Here is a 17,736-nt window from a genome sequence, read left to right as displayed (position 1 = left end):
TAAAAAAGGATTTAACCTGCACCGTTGCTTCATCTTGGTAACTCTTACATTTAAATGATTGTCTAGTTTTTACATGAGCATGTATACTTAGGAATCCTAAGTTTATGGTGAGTGGCAAAGTTTAGCAATGAGTAAGAAAGCGAATATGAATGTATTTTTACATTTTCTTTTGGTAATCAAACAGATGGATAACTTCACTGTAACGCAAGCGAAAGACGCTTTATTACATGAACAATCTGCATTTACCGATGCGGTAGAAACCCGAAAGTTTATATACCGTCAATTAACTCGTAATGTTGAAAAAGGACTATTAAAGCGAACCAATAAATTAAACAATGGAGTTAAAGAAGTTATTTACTCAAAAACGGAGTTATTTTTAAATTTAGAAATTGTGCCTAATTCTAGAGAAAGTAGAGCAAAAAAAATTTATATTCCTAACAATAAATCTACTAACGCCACAGCTGAAAATCTTGAAATTACTGAGTACCAAGAAGAGCTTAAAAAAGACTTACTAACATATGAAATTGATTTAAACACCGTGCTTGAAGAAGCTAAAGAGTACAAACGCCTTACTGCGCGTTACCCTAAACTACATGAACAATTGCAACTGCATCACACTCAGGCTAAGGAAAGATCGATTAAATTACTTGGCAAAATAAATGCTTTGCAGACTTTACTGGGTAATAAAACAACAGAAAAACAGCCATGTTAAGGGCTTGGCAAACAGCCTGCTTATCGGTAGTTAAAAAACATTACTCTCAAAACCATAAACACTTTTTTTGTTTAGCTACACCAGGGGCTGGTAAAAGCGTGTTGGCGGCAGAAGTTACAGCTTATTTATTTGATACAAAGCAAATAGACTTTGTGATTTGTTTTTCACCCTCTAGTGAGGTTGCAAATGGCATTAGAAAGACGTTTGCTAAACGTTTAAATTGTAATTTTGACGGTGTTATTGGCTCAGTTGGTTGCTCGTATACTTATCAAAACATGCGCTTTTTTAATGACGACTACTGGAAACTATTAAGGAACAACCGCGTGTTAGTGGTGTTTGATGAAATACACCATTGCGCTGGTTCAAGCATTGAGGATGCCAATGTATGGGGGCAAGATATTGTTAAAAATATTCAACAGCAGGCTGCTTTCACGTTAGCTTTAACAGGCACACCTTGGCGCTCTGACCTTCTCCCTATCGCGCTGGCAACTTATAGCGCACCTGATAATAAAATTCAGTGCAATTACACTTACTCGCTGCAACAGGCGGTAAATGATGGCGTTTGCCGTAACCCTAAAATTGTTTTAATTGATAATGAAGAAATTTCGGTAACAACCACGAAACAGGAAACTAAAACCTATAACTCATTAAAGTCTTTGCTAAAAGATCCATCGATTTCCTACCAAGATTTGATTAAGCACGAAGCTGTAATCAATTACATTGTTGCTCAAGGGGTAAGTAAACTTGCCACTATTAGGCAGCAGAATAGCAATGCCGCAGGGTTAATTGTTGCCTCTTCTGTTGAGCATGCAGAGCAGATAGTGATGGTTCTTACAGAGATTTTCCATCAATCAGCAACCATAGTTACTTACAAAGAAAGCGATGCTGGCGAGAGAATCAGTCATTTTCGCTTTAGCAACACACAATGGATTGTAAGCGTTGGTATGGTATCGGAAGGAACTGACATACCAAGACTGCAAGTGTGCTGCCATTTAAGCAGAGTTAAAACCGAGCTTTATTTTAGGCAGGTGCTTGGACGCATATTAAGAGTAAACAATTCCCCTAACCAAGAAGCTTGGCTATTCACCCTCGCCGAAGAAACACTAAGCACCTTTGCAAATAGAATTGACCAAGAGCTACCCGACACTTGTGTACTAATAAGAAATAACGCCATAGCGAATGAATATTTTGGAACAGAGACTCATAAAAAGACAAGCTCCACTAGGCCCGATAGTCAGCCGATTGCTGAAATTGATGATTTATTATTTTCATGGGGATCAAACGAATCAAGTCAGCTGAAAACTGAGCTTCAAGAAGCAAGCTTTTTACAGGCCTTTGGCGGATTTAGAGAGCGGGTAATAGAGGTGTTTGTAATGAGCTAAAATAACAAGCTACTTTGTAGAGCAGGTATTACACCTGCTTAGATTTATGAAAGACAACTAGTAAGTTAAATTAAAGCTATAAATTATTCTACTTTTACACCAAGCAGTTTTGTTAAACCTGTAATAAAACCACGCGGAAGTATTTCAATGTTACTATCTTTACTTTTAATTTGCCCTGCTGAGGTTGAATACCAGTCATTATTTTCCATGCACTCTTGAGATATGGCGTAGTTTAGTGTTTTGTTTTCAGACTCTGTTAAGTTGTTTATCAACGATGGTTCAAAAGTATGAGGTTCATTTGATTGTTTGATTGGGCGTCTGTCGATCACAATATTTGCATGTTGTTTAAGTAAGTTAACCTCTTTTCTGTACCGGTTTCTCTCGGCAATAATTTGTCCAAACAAAGCTCTCACCGCAGGGTCTGTAATACGCTGCAGTAAAATATTATCGGAAGGGAGTTTGCTGTTCGGTTTGACTTTGCTATTAGCTCTTTGAACCCTATCTCTGCTCTTCTCAGCCCATGCTTCAATAAGTACACGATAATGGTCGTTTCTTGTCGCCCTCAAAGCTTCATATCCTGGACCACCATTTAATTTGGAGTAATGACCTATCTGTGTTATTGAAAAATTACAATTACCTAAAGATGAATAATTACTCATAATTTCATTCAATTTTTCTAAGTTTTTTTGTGTTCTAGTTGCCTTTCCATCTTTTAAATCAGCTAGGATAATTTCTGTATTAATAATCATTAGCTTTCCAAACTTAATGGCGAGGTTAATTTTTCTAAATTTATTACATTATTATTGATAGCAGATATACCGGCAGACAAAAGTTTATTATTTATAAGATATTCTTCAGCTTCAATATGATTTGCTACCTTTCTATAACCTTCCATTTTATCTTCAGGATCAGCAATTTTAGCCATTTTTCTCATCATTGCATTTACTGCGATTAACTGTTGATTTTCGTCCATTTCCATAAAAATTGGCTTGAAACCACTTTTCATAAGCACCCGGCTTAATTGCATTGTGCGCTTATGTATTGCTGGTGTTTTGCGAAGTTCATCTTTGAGGTCAGGGTAAAATTCAGCATCCTCGCAAAGCAATGATAAGTGTAATAACTCTGATTTTGTTTCTATGAACTTCAGTGCTTTCGTAACATCTCTTTCATTGCCAACAGCAATTAATTTATCTTGTTTTTCATCATCATTGCGTGTTTCTTCTATCCGAATAATTTTGTTTATAAGTTCAAAGCAGGCCATCCAATCTTTTGTATATTCATCAGCTTCAACTTTTTGCTTTTCGTATCTCCGCTGTAAAATTTGAAGTTCATTATGTTTAATAAATGGAATTCCTTGTTCTTCAGCAAAAAAACTTTCATCTTTTAACTCATCTAACTCACCTTCGATTTCAATAAATAGGTTTGCAGCTTGGTGAGCCTTATAGCTGAGTTGATTGAATTGTGCATTAAGAGTTGGAAGGTAGCGTGCTTCAGTTATAAACCACCGACACCTAATACAGTTCTCAGGACCATGAGATACAGCTGCATAAATACGGTTTTGAGCATGTATTGCTTCAGTTAGTTCTTCTCCTCCATTCCAGCAGCCTCCCAGTGAACTAGATTCACTAGATTTAACGGTATTACCGCCAACTAAGCATAGGCCTGCAGCTCTTTCTTCCCAACCTATAGGTGCACGATTAACTAATGCTGCTTCGATACTATCGGACTTATGGTATGCCATTTTCATTTGAATTTGCTCGGTAGAAGCATCTTTTAAAAAATTTCTGACGCTTTGAGCAGACTTTTCTTCTAATTGAAGTTCTGCCTCACCCATTTTATGTGCAAATACAGAAGGAGTGATTTTGTTGTAGTAAATTGTCATCAGTAATCTACTGTGGCCTGCTAGCATTTTTGAAATAACAGCAATGGGGAGCTGTGTATCCATTGTGTATGCCGTAATTAAAGAAACACGTAAGCTATGAAGCGGAAAGTACGTACTAGTCATTGAAGCCAAAGATACACCAGGAGGACATTCGTGAACTAACTTTAATTTTTCTCCATTATCCAGTGTATCTCCATTTGATTCTAGATTGAATTCCAATTTAAGTAATAATTGATACCATAATCGATTTATTGCCTTATAGTAAGTTGGTTTAGATATATCCGTACCCGCTGCAGAGGCATCGCGAAAAAGAAAGGAAATATCGCCCATACTTTTTAACTGAGCTTCAGATTTTTTCTGATCTGCTATATGTTTATTTTTTAGAGTAGTACAGTCTGTAGGGCTTTCAATAGAATTATATTTTTCCTGCCAATTACGTAATTTTTCTAACCAATATAGGACTTCCTCATTTTGCCAAGGAATTGTATATCCCCGCTCGAGCTCCTCTTTATTATTGTCTGCAGATTTATTAGTATTTATGTATAAGGCAGTTGAATAAGAGGCAGAAACAGAATCATATACTCGACGAAAAACGCCTTTACCAAATGGTCTTTTCTCATTTCCTAATATAAATCTATGTTTTTCGTTAAGTACCCATTGCTGATTTTCATATCTCCATGTATCAGCCTCGCCACTATCCAACATACTTATTTGATATGTACGCAAAGGTAAATGTAGTTTAATAAACAGTATCATATGCCTAACAGGCGACCAGATTTGGAACGTTTCTTTTTTACCATTCTTTTTTGTACGCCACACACAATCTGGGTCTGATTTATCGATAACTTCTTCATCGACTTCGTACCAATCACTTTTTTGTACATCATGGGACCAAGTCCAATCACAGAAGTTTCGGTAGTGATAAGATGGTTTCAACTCTTCATTTAACCCTATGCTTTTAGAAATCTTTAGCATTTCTTTTTTACTTGGTAATGGACAGATAATCTGACGTAAATCTTGAATATATCGATAAGGTAAAGGGTTACGAACAGTTTCTGTGAGAGAACGGGCTATCTTTATTTTAGAGAAAGGGTTAACTACAAGTGGGATAGAAATACCATTATCATTTTTTTCAGATAAATGAGATTCAATAATATAATCAATAAAATCGCATGGGACATTAACTGACTTTTGTATTGCTGCAGGTTGATTAACTGTTTTTCTTATTATCTTTTCAAATTCTTCAGTAGAGCATTTATGGCCATTGAAGCCACTAAAAAAAAGTTTAACATCAACAGCGTAAGGGACTTGTTTATAGAGGTATGTTTCAAAGAAACGTGTCAGAGCGACCTGTTTAGGCCCAACACCAGTTTGCTGTGTTTCCATCCATTCTGAAGCTAATTTTTGCCACTCCTCCCATTCAGGACCAAATGTGTTTAACATCCAACCGAAAGTTGTATCCGATGCACGATTATCTCTTTTTTTTATTTCAAAATTTCTGTTCATTTTAAGCTTCTAAATTTAGAGTGTTTACCAGTAAAGTAACCTTCAGGGTCTATATCCCTAAAACCAACCTCAACTAAGTCATTCCAATTCAATGGTTTAACAACGGGCTCTATGTTTGATAGTTGATGCGTGGCTCTTTCAAGTTCTTTAGATATTTCCATGTGGCTCTTAGCTGTATAGGGTATTTGAGATTCTAACGATTTATGATGCATACAACGACGTATTATAAGTGGACTCAGCCCTGCTCGCTCAAGGCGTCTTCCATAGTTATGACGATGTCCATGAGGACAAATTCCTTCTGATTTGTTAGATCTTAATCCAATTCTTTTTAACCCAACTGAATAATTATGGTTAAAAGCATTAATTGTATAAGGAGAACTTAAACTTGTATGATGAAAAGATATAAAAGCATAAGGGTGATAACAATCTACACTAGCACGGAACTTCTGATAGCTAGTCCATAATGACATAAAAACCTTACCGTAATCAGAAGGAAACCAATGAACTTGTAAATAATTATCTTTATGATCAACGACCGTACTTTTCCAACCTAGATAATGAGTTCCTTTCATTTTAATACGTGGAATTCTTACATAGTTTTCTTTTAAATATGCTTGTCTAGTTTGGGTGCCTGAGCGGCACTTCCAATCATAAGGGGCTTTGCCGTCTACTTCGTTATAAACTCTGACAACAGCAATTTCAGGATTATAGGGATCCTCAAACACATCTGTAATCCATAGAGTCAGTGCTTCACTTAAGCGAAGACCACCTCCATGAATTAATAATAAAACCAATTTATCCCTAAGTATTATTCTTGGGTCAGAGGAGCCTCCTAAGCCATGCTTAAAAAACATTTCCCAATATTTCTCTGGAAATGCAACTGCATCACCTTCGGCTTGTGTTAGTAATGTACGCCCTTTGATATGCCTTGCTTTTCGAATAGTTTTATTAATAGTCTTATCTTCAATATGTCCCAAGTAGTCATTTTGATTCTTTCGAAACCATGATGCATAATTTAACCTATATTCATGTGGTGTAGCATCACGTAGGGGGTTCATTGAAACCTTACCAATTTTGTTAGCCTGCCAATCCGTAAATGCAGTTAGCCTATTGATATGTTTATTTACATTAATTGTTGAAGTAGGCATCCAATATAAGCCTGAAGGATCTAAACCTTCCTCACCTATAGTGCCTGTATATAAGCGCTTAGCGAAAGTTTGAAAGAGTATGGCGGGATCATGAAATAAATATTTATTAGCTTCCATGTAATCTAATAACAAAGATATAGCCCTGATTAGACTTAACATAGACGAATTACTTGAACCATTAGCCTCCATTAATAGTAAGTAATCAGTTACTGAACTTATTTCACCCTCTTCTGTAAGTAAGGTAGGTATTTGGCTTTTTACACCAGTATTATCTTCTATTATTGTTGCTCTAACTTTTACTGTAGTCAATCCTATCTCTTAAATACACTATATACATACATACAACTATATAGCTTGCGCTGTTAAAGTCAAATTCATCGATTAATTAACCACTTAAATACACAATATACACTTAATTAATTACTATATATAATAGACGGTATCGGACATTAAGTGTTTTTATTACAATAACTAGTATTACTAATACAGATACTTTATTTATCAATTTGTTTAATCAATACTAAGTAAACGCTCAGCTGTATATTCGTTAGTAATTAATCCACTGATCATGTTTGACCTTACTGCGCCCAAAATGGCTAACACTTTTTCTTCACCAGCAGCTATCGCATAAATCTGTTTGTTAGCATTTGTTTTTAATGGCGTACTTGCTACACGCTGATTAACTGTGCAATCTAAAAGCTTACCGTTTTTATCAAACACCCAACTAATCATTTCACCAACAGCACCAAGATCTTGTAGCTCTTTAAGTTCTTGCGCATCAATAAAACCATCTATATGTAATGGCGACTTTTCACCTAAGCTACCAATACCCACAAATGTTACATCGGCATCTTTAGCGAGTTTTAAATTACCGGTAATATTTTGTTGTGCGTGTAACTGTTCTTTTTCTTCAATGCTTCTTGGTAAAACTGGCAATGGCATTGGATAATGTTTTGCATTAGTGTGTTCGGCCATTCTTACTACAACATCATAAGGTGAAGCCGATCCATCCAAAGCCATATTACCTAGCATGGCTACAATTTTATGTTGCGGACAATCAACAGTTCTTAGCTCATCCACACATGAACGTAAAACTCGACCGGTTCCCATAGCAAGTACTTTGGGTTGTTCTGATTTTAGATGACGTTCTATTTCTGCCGCGCCAGCTTGAGCCAAACCTAATGTAGATGAAGGTTCAGATGGATCGCTCGGTACAACTTCACACGAATCTAACCCAAAACGGCTTTTTAATTTTTCAGCTAAATCCATACATTTGGCAATCGGGTGGTCAAGTCTAACTTTAATTAATCCTTGGCTCACAGATAATGCGACCATTCTTTGTGCAGATTGACGAGATATATTTAGTTTTTTAGCAATTTCATCTTGTGTGTTACCGCCAACATAATATAACCACCCTGCTCTGGCTGCATCATCTAGCTTTCTAATTTCTGTATTTGATAGCTTTACCACGTAAACCTCTTAAAATAGAAGGAAAACTAAGTCCTTATTTTTATTACATAATTTTAATTATATGTGCTGCTATATAAATTATTTTATTAATTTTGGAGTATCTATTTATCAATAACGTTTTTGTTATTTATAGTTGTAAATATACCATTCATTAATAAAAAATACCTAGGTTTCATAGGATTATGTAATTAGAATTTAGTTAATAGCACCTTTATAAAGGTGCTATTTAAGGTAATTAAAGATTGGCTCTAGAGAATTGTTAAACCGTTATTATCAAACTTTAATACTTTATCAGCCGGTGCGCTTAGGTAAATACTATCGCCATATTTTAACGGACAATCACCATCTGCTTTTACTGTTACGGTCCCTTTGCCTTCAATATTTATATGTAAAAAGCTCTCCGATCCTAAATGCTCAATTACACCTACAGTTCCAGCCCAAGTACCTTGCTCAGTTGAGAGTGTTATATGCTCTGGTCGTATACCAATACAGCTAACATTCGCATCTTCATTTTGTGGAGCATCTATAAAATTCATTTTTGGCGAACCAATAAAACCAGCTACAAATTTGTTTACAGGATTTTTATAAAGCTCTAAAGGTGTGCCTACTTGTTCAATAATACCAGCATTAAATACCGCGATTCTATCTGCCATTGTCATGGCTTCAACCTGATCGTGTGTAACATAAACCATTGTTTTAGCTGAACTTTTATGTAATTCAGATATTTCTAAACGCATATTTACACGTAGTGATGCATCTAGATTTGAAAGTGGTTCATCAAATAAAAATGCCGATGGTTGGCGTACAATTGCGCGCCCTATCGCTACATGCTACACGCTGGCGCTGACCGCCCGACAATTGCCCGGGCTTTCGGTCTAAATAATCGGTCAAATTAAGAATTTTAACGGCGTTAGCAATTTTACTTTCGATTTCTGCAGGGCTTACCTTGGCTCTTTTTAAAGGAAAAGCAATATTGTTGCGTACAGTCATATGCGGATATAACGCATAGGATTGAAACACCATTGCTAAGCCTCTTTTTGCAGCCGGTGTTTTTGTAGCGTCAATGCCATCAATTTCTATATTACCACTGGTGGTATCTTCAAGACCTGCGATCATACGAAGTAATGTAGATTTACCACAGCCTGATGGCCCAACAAATACGATGAACTCACCGTCTTTAATTTCTAAGTCGAGCGGTTTAATTACGTTAACTTCATCAAAGTTTTTAGTGACTTGTTTTAGTGTGATGCTGCCCATGTGTATTCTCCTATTTTACTGCGCCGAAACTTAATCCACGCACTAATTGTTTTTGACTAAACCAACCAAGTATTAAAATTGGCACAATGGTCATGGCAGATGCTGCCGATAACTTAGCGTAAAATAACCCCTCAGGGCTTGAGTAACTGGCAATAAATGCCGTTAAAGGTGCAGCATTTGCAGCGGTTAAAATAAGTGTCCAAAATGCTTCGTTCCACGACAAAATAACATTTAACAATAGCGCTGAGGCTATACCTGGTAAGGTTATTGGTAATAAAACATGAAATATTTCTTCACCAATTGTCGCGCCATCCATACGTGAAGCTTCAAGTATTTCGTTTGGTATTTCTCTAAAGTAGGTGTACAGCATCCATACCATTATTGGTAAGTTAATGAGTGTCATTACAATCACTAAACCTAACTTTGTATCAAGTAACGCAAAGTCACGAAACAATAAATAAATAGGAATAAGTACGCCTACTGGCGATAACATTTTGGTTGAAAGCATCCACATTAATAAATGCTTTGTTTTTTTAGTTTGTACAAAAGCCATAGACCACGCAGCAGGTACCGCAATTAATAACCCCAGTAAACTTGAACCTAGCGATATAACTACAGAGTTCCAAAAATGGTTAAAGTATGGTGAACGCTACAGTACATCGCGGTAATTTTCGAGTGTCCAATCAAACGCATATAAGCTTGGGCTTGCTGAAATTGCTTCGGCTTCCGTTTTAAAGCTGGTGATTAACGTCCATAAAATTGGAAAGAAAATCATGCCGCTTATTGTCCATGCAGCTATGGTATAAATTAGTTTGGAACGACGGCTATCTTTTATAGTCATAATTAACCCTCCAAGTTTTTGCCAATTAAGCGCATTAAAAATATAGCGACAATATTTGCAATTATTACTGCAACTATGCCCCCTGCCGAACCGCCACCTACATCAAATTGAAGTAGTGATTGCGTGTAAATTAAGTACGTTATATTGGTCGACGAATAACCAGGACCACCGCTGGTTGTAACTAATTTAGCTGTGCACCGTTTTCTGCGGTTGCGTAATCGGTAATACCATTACCAATAAGTGCATTACTTTGGTTATCTGCGCCGTCTTGAAAACCTTTAAATTGAAAAGGTGAGCCACCAATGTTACCTAAACGCAGTGTTAAATTAGCGTTTTCTTTTGGTGTGCCATAAAGACCTAGTAAATCAAACTCAACACCTGCGAAATCGTTGTGAAATGAAAAGTCACGATCTTCGCCACCAAAGTCATTAGGCTCTTCTGCAATATCTATATCGGCAGTGATGAACTCGTTAATATGAAATTTAAGCATTAGATTAGCTCTAATACGGCCAAAACCTGATTCTTGTTCTTCATCTTCTGGACGAAATGCGCCGTCTTTAGCTTGAATTGACTGAAAGTTTTGCATTAGTAAAAAGTCTACGTCAACGCGATCTAAATATTCAGAAATATCAGCCTGTGCTGGTGCTGATGTAGCCATAGCTGCCGCTATGAGAGAAATTGCAAATTTAGTCTTTTTATTATTCAACATAATAAGCTCTTTATTTAGTGTGGTGTGTGATGCCAACTTTATTAAATTACATATGCATTTAATGAAATTGGTATTAATTCAGTGTGTATAGATGAGGCTATCTGAGCAAAACATTAAATAGTTAATGAAGTTGCACTTGTGAGCATAAGCCCATCTGATGAGCATAATCACAAAATGAATTTGGAAGGTCAACGATTTTTTATTACAAAACGTTTACAAAAAATCGAATTTATATGTAAATATTTTTGAATCAATAAGTTAAGTAGCAAATTTGTTACATCAAACTTTGAGGAAATAAGGTGTTGGGTTAACGAATTTATTGTAGATGCGTCATTATTGTTCAATACAATTAATGTATATATAAGTTAATAGAAGATATAAAAGCAGGTAATCCTTTAAAAATAGGCTGTTGGGCAAACCTATAAACAGTTTATTTATTAGTGTTTTTTAAGTAACGTTCTTGAGCTTATGATGGGGTTAGCTTAGTATTAAAGCACTTAGATGTATTCAAAATAGAAGTAACCTACATATGGAATTTGTTCGCCCGCTAGAGCCCATCCTCATTATTGATGACGTTAAGGAAATTCGTGATTATCTAAACCAAATTTTAACTGACTTAGGGTTTGAAGATATATTAGAAAGCGCTGATTTTAGCTCTGCTAAACCTATTATGGACAATAAACCGCCAGGCGTAATATTTGTAGATGTCGATTTACCTGACTCTAACGGTGAAGAGATATTGGAATACATTAATAGTGCTTACCCACACACTCATGTTGTTATGTGTTCGGGCCACAATAGTCTCGAAAACGTACAAAACACGTGGGAAATGGGTGCTAAAGGCTTTATTGCAAAACCCTTTAACACAAAAAAAGTCGACACTGTAATGAAGCGTCTTGAAATAATAGAATAATAATAAGGTTAGCATGCATAGTACTGTTACTGCGATTATAGACGATCTTTCGACTGTTATATTTGGTAAACAACAGCAAATAAAACTGGCACTTACATGCTTATTTAGCGAAGGGCATTTACTCATTGAAGATTTGCCTGGTATGGGAAAAACCACTCTCTCTCATGCATTGTCAGCTGTATTAGGTTTATCATATCAACGTATACAATTTACTAGTGATCTTCTTCCTGCTGATATTCTTGGGACTAATGTATTTAACTCTACCGAGCATAGCTTTACGTTTCATAAAGGCCCTATTTTTAGCCAAGTAGTTTTAGCAGATGAAATAAACCGCGCAGGCCCCAAAACACAAAGTGCGTTGCTTGAAGCAATGGAAGAGCAACAAGTAACAGTAGATGGAAAAAAATATACGCTGCCAAATCCATTTTTTGTTATCGCAACACAAAACCCGCTGTATCAATCGGGTACTTATCCGTTACCCGAGTCACAATTAGACCGTTTTTTAATGCGCATAAGCTTGGGGTTTCCCCCTAAAGATGCCGAAAAACGCTTAATTTTGAATATGCAAAAACGAGATTATAGCCAATTACCACAGCGTATTAACCAACAAGAGTTAGCGGCAATTCAAACCCAGATAAGCCAAATTACTTTAAGTAGTCCAGTAGTTGACTACGTTATTGAACTCGTTAATTACACACGCACAAGCAATGCGTTTGCTGCATCGTTATCACCTCGTGCTAGTATGGCTCTGGCTAAAGCGGCTAGGTCGTGGGCCTTTATTGATGGTCGTGATTTTGTAATGCCAGAAGATGTTCAAGCCGTTTTTACAAGTGTGTGTCAGCATCGATTAGGTTTGCATAATGAGTCAGGTGAAGCGCAAGTAAACGATATTTTAAAAAACGTATTAGTTCCGGTATAAACTTTTATGCCAAAAAAAACAGCTAAGCGCCCTTCTTTATTTAAATCATTTAAGCAAAGTGTATTTAATAAGTTATTAAAAAATAAACATTTAAAAAACTCAATTACACTTGAACACAGAACAATTTATGTATTGCCATCATCCCTTGGTTGGTATTTTATAGTTGTAGCTATTTTAAACTTTGTGATGGGCATTAATTATCAAAATAATTTAATTTTAATAATGTCTTATCTTATGTTTGTGGTAATGATTATTGCTGTATTAATGGGCTACAGTAACGCTAAAGGCTTAACAGTTAAATTTAAAGATGCATTTAATAGCTACGCTCCTCAAAAACCGAGTATTATATTTGAATTACAAAGCCCTTCAGTAACCCAATCTATTAATTTAACATATCAAGGGAGTGAGCAAACTCACAAATATACCGGCCAAGTTGATAGTAAACCTCAGTTACTTACACTCCACTTACCTTACAGCTCACGCGGTAAGTACTCAGTGCAACGTATTAAAATAGCGAGTAACTATCCCTTTGGTTTGATAACTGTTTGGAGCTACATTCAATTACAAGAAGATGTATTTGTATACCCGTCGCTTGAACAAGTTCACTGTGACGCGCATGTTTCTATGCTTGATGAGCAAGCCGATAAAGGTATTTCTACACAATCTGGTAGCGAAGAGTTTGAGTCTCTTATCCCACATTTACCTGAAATGGGCTTGCAAAGAGTGTCGTGGAAGCATTACGCAAAAACACAGCAGTTGTTAGTTAAAGAATTTGTAGACTTTAAAACAGCATATGCACTCTTCGATTTTACGTTAATGAATGGAGATACAGAACAACGGTTAAGCCAGTTATGCTTTTTAGTGTGTGAAGCAACCGAGAAAAACACCCCTTTTATGTTAAAGCTACCGAATAAAACAATAAATACAAATACCGGACAGCATCATAAGCAGCAATGCTTAGAAGTATTATGCTCATTTAATGGTGATGCGTAATGGACATACTTAAAAACGAAAAAGTAATAAATTATTCGCTGTCTTTTATATATGCATGTTTGATTGTATTTTTTGTATCACATTTACCGCTTGTTTTTGTAGGTGTACTTTCACTTATTTGTGCATGGAACTTTTACATAACGCTGAGTAATAAACCAAAGCCAAATGCTTCGCTGGCAAATATACTCGCAGGTGTGTCACTCGGTTTAATGCTCTACACAGTAGGCATGTCGGATACGGTTATTTTATTTGTGGCCATGCTGCTACTTGCTAGTTTATTTAAACTGCTACAGGCTAAAACCAAAAAACACTATCATGTAATTACAACGCTTACGTTTTTTTCACTCTCATCGGTGTATTTATTTAACCAAAGCATTTTAACAACTTTAACTGTAAGTGGTTTATACATATTAAACTTTGCAGTACTTGGCTTACTCGAGTCCAAACATAATTTAAAAATAGCCTCTAAACAAAGCGGTAAACTGCTACTTTTAGCGCTTCCTTTAGCTATATTTTTACTGCTTTTTTTGCCAAAAATGCCCGCCTTTTGGCAGCTTCCTGGGCCTAAGCTTGCTAAAACAGGGCTTTCTGAACAAGTCGATCCATTCGATATTGCAAAGCTTTCAAACTCAGATGAACTTGTGTTTAGAACTAAATTTAACGAAGAAAAACCTGTAGCGCCTTATTATTGGCGAGCAATAGTCCATGATGAGTTTAATGGTAATGCGTGGCTTACGTCTGACTTTTTAAAATATAATAATGTAAAAACAAATACGCAGAGCGAAAATGATGTGCAACTTATTGCAAGCTACTCAGTTATTACAGAGCCTGCGACACAAAAATGGCTCTATGGTTTAGCGTATTCCAGTAGTAACTCACCAAATGTTGAAGGTAATTCACTAGGTTTATTGCGTAAAAAAAGTCGCCAAGCTAAAAACTTACAATACGATGTAAATAGCTTTAACTTCACAGCTTTACCGCTTGGCGAATTTGAAGAAAAACGCTACAAATACCTCGCTTATAAAAAGAATATAAAAACATCATTACTTGCTAAAAACTTAAAGCAAAATACACACTCTGATCGCGATTTTTATAACCGCTTATTACAATACTTTGCAGGTACGGGATTTACTTACACATTAACACCCACTCCTATGAGCGGCGATAACACCATAGATCAATTTATATTTGATAATCAACGTGGCTTTTGTGGCCACTATGCCAGTGCCGCTGCGTACATTTTTAGAACCGCAGGTATACCCGCTCGATTAGTAAGTGGTTATTTAGGCGGTGAATTAAACCAAGATAATAATACGCTAACAGTTCGCCAGTACGATGCGCATGCGTGGGTAGAAGTATATTTACAAAACGAAGGTTGGGTTATTTTTGATGCAACCGCTGTTGTAGCACCGGAGCGTTTAAATGGCTCACTTTCGCAAAACGAAGAGCTGAATGACGAATTTAAAAGTAACCTTGATTTTGGTTTAGTGAGTTTAAGTAATTTCCCCGCTATTAATTGGTTAAGGTTGGAACTTGAAAACCTCGATTATCAATGGTCTAGCTGGGTACTTGGTTTTGACGAAGAAAAACAAAATGATTTTTTAAAATCAATTTTTGGTAGTAAAAATATTTGGCTTGTACCATTAATGGTTTTACTAACAGCTGGTTTTTGTTTTGTAGGTTATTTTGTTTATTTAAACTTACCAAAACGCCCGTCTAAATTAGCGCCTATAGTTAAAGAGTTTTATGAAGTAAAAGCATGGGCTAAAAAACAAAAAATAAATACACCCGATAATTTAACACCGAGTCAGCAGTTAGACTTTTTTGCTGATCAACTTCCTCGTTCTGCACAATCTATAAACACTTTTAGGCAGTTATTTAACCAAGTACGCTATGGTAAAAAACCTTTTACGAAAGAGCGTAAAACTCAGGCTAAAGATCTGATAAAATTAATTAAAATTTCCAAATAGAGAATACTATGAATGCTGTTGTTATAGGCGTTATTTTAATGCTCGGGCTATCTCTGGCTCGCGTTAACGTCATTGTTGCCATGATCATAAGCGCGTTAGTTGCAGGTCTTACTGCTGGCTTGGGCATAAAAGAAAGTGTTGATGCGTTTAATTCTGGCCTTTCAGCTGGAGCTGAAATTGCACTAAGTTATGCTATGCTCGGTGCGTTTGCCGTTGCTATTTCTAAGTCGGGTTTAACACGCATTCTCGCTGATAAGCTACTTGCTAAAGTAAATGCAAAAGGCTGCGGTAATGAAACATTTTTAAGTTACTTCATTTTATTAATTATTTTGGGTTGTGCAATTTCTTCACAAAACTTAGTCCCTGTACACATAGCGTTTATTCCTATTTTAATCCCGCCGTTACTCGTTGTTTTTAATCAGCTAAGATTAGACAGGCGTGCTATAGCGTGTATTTTAACATTTGGATTAGCAACGTCTTACATGGTGCTTCCTTATGGCTTTGGGGGGATTTACTTATATTCTATTTTGCACAAAAACCTAGTTGATAACGGCCTAGATATTGTAAATACCCAAGTACCCGTGGCGATGATAATTCCTGCATTAGGTATGTTTATTGGATTACTTATTGCGGTATTTATTACCTACAAAAAACGCCGCGAATACACAGAGCTCCCATTAACAACTGTGAGTAAATCGGCTGAGGTAGAAAATCCTAAAAAAGTAATGATTGTAGGACTTTTTGCAGTACTTGCCTCACTTGTTGCACAAAACCTAAGTGGCTCAATGATTTTAGGTGGCTTAGTAGGTGTAATGATATTTAGTGTTTTTGGTGTAGTTAAGTGGGAAGAAAACGGCGACGTATTTAGTAAAGGCGTTGCGATGATGGCCATGATTGGCTTTATTATGATATCGGCACAAGGTTTTGCATCGGTTATGCAAGCCACTGGCGATGTAGCAAGCTTAGTACACAGCGCAGCCGCCCTTTTTGATGGTAATAAACCTTTGGCCGCTGGTGTTATTTTGTTAGTCGGGTTATTAATTACAATGGGAATTGGCAGTTCGTTTTCAACAGTGCCTATTATTGCAACTTTGTTTGTTCCTTTATGTTTAGACCTTGGCTTTTCTGTTATGGCTACCGCTGCGCTTGTTGGTACTGCGGGCGCTCTAGGTGATGCAGGCTCCCCTGCTTCAGACTCAACGCTTGGCCCAACATCGGGTTTAAATGCCGATGGCCAGCACGACCACATTAGAGATTCTGTTATTCCAACGTTTATTCACTTTAACATTCCGCTGCTGATATTTGGCTGGATTGCAGCAATGGTACTTTAATCACATTTATGTAAGTTTAATAAATGTAATTAAAAGCTAAATATAACCAAAAAGGTATGTTAAAAGCATACCTTTTTAGTATCCAAACCCAACAACTCTCACCCCTATCAATCCCCCTTGTATGATTACTTTTTAGTTAATACTAACTCTGTTGTTGAGGTTATATTTAATGAACACCTAGTATGATGTGTTCTTTTAAAGGATTTATATAAGCACCAATTAAGGTGCTTATATAAATTTACTTTAGCGCATATTCAAAGCTTTAAGTTAATCAAAACCATAAATCATTTTGTCGCATACTACCGGAGTCGGTCTGTGGTTATCATCAACTGCAACAAACGTAAAGCTGCCACTAATGGCTGAATGCTTATCGTCTTTGTGCATGGTTTCTAATAATATATCTACGTCAACTTTTAAGCTGGTGTTACCTACATGCACTACTTTAGCTATTAACTCTGCAAAAGTACCTGCTGGTATGGCTTCTTTAAAGTCGACTCTATCAGAAGATATAGTTACCAAAGGCTTACGACAAAAACGAGTCGCTGCTATAAATGCCACTTCATCCATCCACGCCAGTGCATCACCACCAAATAAAGTATTGTGATGATTAGTACGCCCTGGAAACACGGTTTTAGTTACCGATGTGGTTGAGTCTTCAATACGCTGAGCAATTATTGCATCGCGATTTACGTCAGTCATAATC

At 36.4% G+C, this 17,736-nt stretch carries 12 protein-coding genes and 4 pseudogenes; 7 read left to right on the top strand and 9 right to left on the bottom strand.

Going from position 1 to position 17,736, the window contains the following annotated elements:
• Window positions 1-127 precede the first annotated feature (127 nt).
• Window positions 128-712, top strand: a complete 585-nt coding sequence (locus tag H4J63_RS03455) for a hypothetical protein (protein WP_182194544.1) — start codon at window positions 128-130, stop codon at window positions 710-712.
• A complete protein-coding gene (locus H4J63_RS03450; protein WP_182194542.1) occupies window positions 706-2,094 on the top strand; it encodes a DEAD/DEAH box helicase in 1,389 nt (462 codons plus the stop codon). Before H4J63_RS03455 ends, H4J63_RS03450 begins: the two co-directional genes overlap by 7 nt.
• Window positions 2,095-2,177: 83 nt before the next feature.
• On the opposite strand, the gene gmtX is transcribed toward H4J63_RS03450, so the two are convergent.
• The 8 genes and pseudogenes from gmtX to H4J63_RS03410 all read right to left on the bottom strand — a co-directional run.
• Complete coding sequence (gmtX, locus tag H4J63_RS03445; protein ID WP_165723452.1) at window positions 2,178-2,843, bottom strand: gamma-mobile-trio protein GmtX; 666 nt, start codon at window positions 2,841-2,843, stop codon at window positions 2,178-2,180.
• Window positions 2,843-5,482, bottom strand: a complete 2,640-nt coding sequence (locus H4J63_RS03440; RefSeq protein WP_165723451.1) for an integrase family protein — start codon at window positions 5,480-5,482, stop codon at window positions 2,843-2,845. Before H4J63_RS03440 ends, gmtX begins: the two co-directional genes overlap by 1 nt.
• The gene (gene gmtY / locus H4J63_RS03435) at window positions 5,479-6,939 is read right to left on the bottom strand and encodes a gamma-mobile-trio recombinase GmtY (RefSeq protein ID WP_182194539.1); all 1,461 of its coding nucleotides are present in this window, start codon (window positions 6,937-6,939) and stop codon (window positions 5,479-5,481) included. Before gmtY ends, H4J63_RS03440 begins: the two co-directional genes overlap by 4 nt.
• A 201-nt stretch (window positions 6,940-7,140) precedes the next feature.
• Window positions 7,141-8,100: a sugar-binding transcriptional regulator gene (locus H4J63_RS03430; RefSeq protein WP_002960874.1), complete on the bottom strand. Its 960-nt coding sequence runs from the start codon at window positions 8,098-8,100 to the stop codon at window positions 7,141-7,143.
• 248 nt (window positions 8,101-8,348) lie between these two features.
• Window positions 8,349-9,357 (bottom strand): annotated as a pseudogene (locus H4J63_RS03425) (ABC transporter ATP-binding protein).
• A 10-nt stretch (window positions 9,358-9,367) separates the two neighbouring features.
• A pseudogene (locus H4J63_RS03420) lies at window positions 9,368-10,198 on the bottom strand (carbohydrate ABC transporter permease).
• Window positions 10,199-10,200: 2 nt separating this feature from the next.
• Window positions 10,201-10,383, bottom strand: a pseudogene (locus H4J63_RS20620) (sugar ABC transporter permease); the annotation flags it as partial.
• Window positions 10,383-10,907: pseudogene (locus H4J63_RS03410) on the bottom strand (hypothetical protein); the annotation flags it as partial. The pseudogenes H4J63_RS03410 and H4J63_RS20620, both read right to left, overlap by 1 nt.
• A gap of 529 nt (window positions 10,908-11,436) precedes the next feature.
• Here H4J63_RS03410 and H4J63_RS03405 point away from each other — a divergent pair.
• Genes H4J63_RS03405 through H4J63_RS03385 form a run of 5 tightly spaced genes read left to right on the top strand, consistent with a single transcriptional unit; the run spans window position 11,437 to window position 17,033 of the window.
• Window positions 11,437-11,820 (top strand): response regulator, encoded by a 384-nt coding sequence (locus H4J63_RS03405; RefSeq protein WP_096793086.1) that lies wholly within the window; start codon window positions 11,437-11,439, stop codon window positions 11,818-11,820.
• A 13-nt stretch (window positions 11,821-11,833) separates the two neighbouring features.
• Window positions 11,834-12,739 carry a MoxR family ATPase gene (locus H4J63_RS03400; protein WP_182194536.1) on the top strand — a complete coding sequence of 302 codons (906 nt, stop codon included), beginning with the start codon at window positions 11,834-11,836 and terminating at the stop codon, window positions 12,737-12,739.
• A 6-nt stretch (window positions 12,740-12,745) separates the two neighbouring features.
• Complete coding sequence (locus H4J63_RS03395; RefSeq protein ID WP_182194533.1) at window positions 12,746-13,732, top strand: DUF58 domain-containing protein; 987 nt, start codon at window positions 12,746-12,748, stop codon at window positions 13,730-13,732.
• On the top strand, window positions 13,732-15,702 hold the full coding sequence (locus H4J63_RS03390) for a DUF3488 and transglutaminase-like domain-containing protein (RefSeq protein WP_182194530.1): 1,971 nt from the start codon (window positions 13,732-13,734) through the stop codon (window positions 15,700-15,702). Before H4J63_RS03395 ends, H4J63_RS03390 begins: the two co-directional genes overlap by 1 nt.
• An 8-nt stretch (window positions 15,703-15,710) precedes the next feature.
• A complete protein-coding gene (locus H4J63_RS03385; protein ID WP_182194527.1) occupies window positions 15,711-17,033 on the top strand; it encodes a Na+/H+ antiporter family protein in 1,323 nt (440 codons plus the stop codon).
• Window positions 17,034-17,300: 267 nt separating this feature from the next.
• On the opposite strand, the gene H4J63_RS03380 is transcribed toward H4J63_RS03385, so the two are convergent.
• Window positions 17,301-17,732, bottom strand: coding sequence for an acyl-CoA thioesterase (locus H4J63_RS03380; RefSeq protein ID WP_002960891.1), 432 nt, complete (start codon window positions 17,730-17,732; stop codon window positions 17,301-17,303).
• Window positions 17,733-17,736 lie beyond the last annotated feature (4 nt).

The organism is Pseudoalteromonas sp. 5Ae-yellow (assembly GCF_014077565.1).
Lineage (GTDB): Bacteria > Pseudomonadota > Gammaproteobacteria > Enterobacterales > Alteromonadaceae > Pseudoalteromonas.
This window is presented reverse-complemented; position numbering and strand designations above follow the sequence as displayed.

What these genes read in the sequence shown, in the direction of transcription:
- H4J63_RS03405 (WP_096793086.1), top strand. Translation starts at nt 11,437, where the DNA reads ATGGAATTTGTTCGCCCGCTAGAGCCCATCCTCATTATTGATGACGTT.
- gmtX (WP_165723452.1), bottom strand. Translation starts at nt 2,843, where the DNA reads ATGATTATTAATACAGAAATTATCCTAGCTGATTTAAAAGATGGAAAG.
- H4J63_RS03455 (WP_182194544.1), top strand. Translation starts at nt 128, where the DNA reads ATGAGTAAGAAAGCGAATATGAATGTATTTTTACATTTTCTTTTGGTA.
- H4J63_RS03450 (WP_182194542.1), top strand. Translation starts at nt 706, where the DNA reads ATGTTAAGGGCTTGGCAAACAGCCTGCTTATCGGTAGTTAAAAAACAT.
- H4J63_RS03390 (WP_182194530.1), top strand. Translation starts at nt 13,732, where the DNA reads ATGGACATACTTAAAAACGAAAAAGTAATAAATTATTCGCTGTCTTTT.
- H4J63_RS03395 (WP_182194533.1), top strand. Translation starts at nt 12,746, where the DNA reads ATGCCAAAAAAAACAGCTAAGCGCCCTTCTTTATTTAAATCATTTAAG.
- H4J63_RS03440 (WP_165723451.1), bottom strand. Translation starts at nt 5,482, where the DNA reads ATGAACAGAAATTTTGAAATAAAAAAAAGAGATAATCGTGCATCGGAT.
- H4J63_RS03400 (WP_182194536.1), top strand. Translation starts at nt 11,834, where the DNA reads ATGCATAGTACTGTTACTGCGATTATAGACGATCTTTCGACTGTTATA.
- H4J63_RS03385 (WP_182194527.1), top strand. Translation starts at nt 15,711, where the DNA reads ATGAATGCTGTTGTTATAGGCGTTATTTTAATGCTCGGGCTATCTCTG.
- H4J63_RS03380 (WP_002960891.1), bottom strand. Translation starts at nt 17,732, where the DNA reads ATGACTGACGTAAATCGCGATGCAATAATTGCTCAGCGTATTGAAGAC.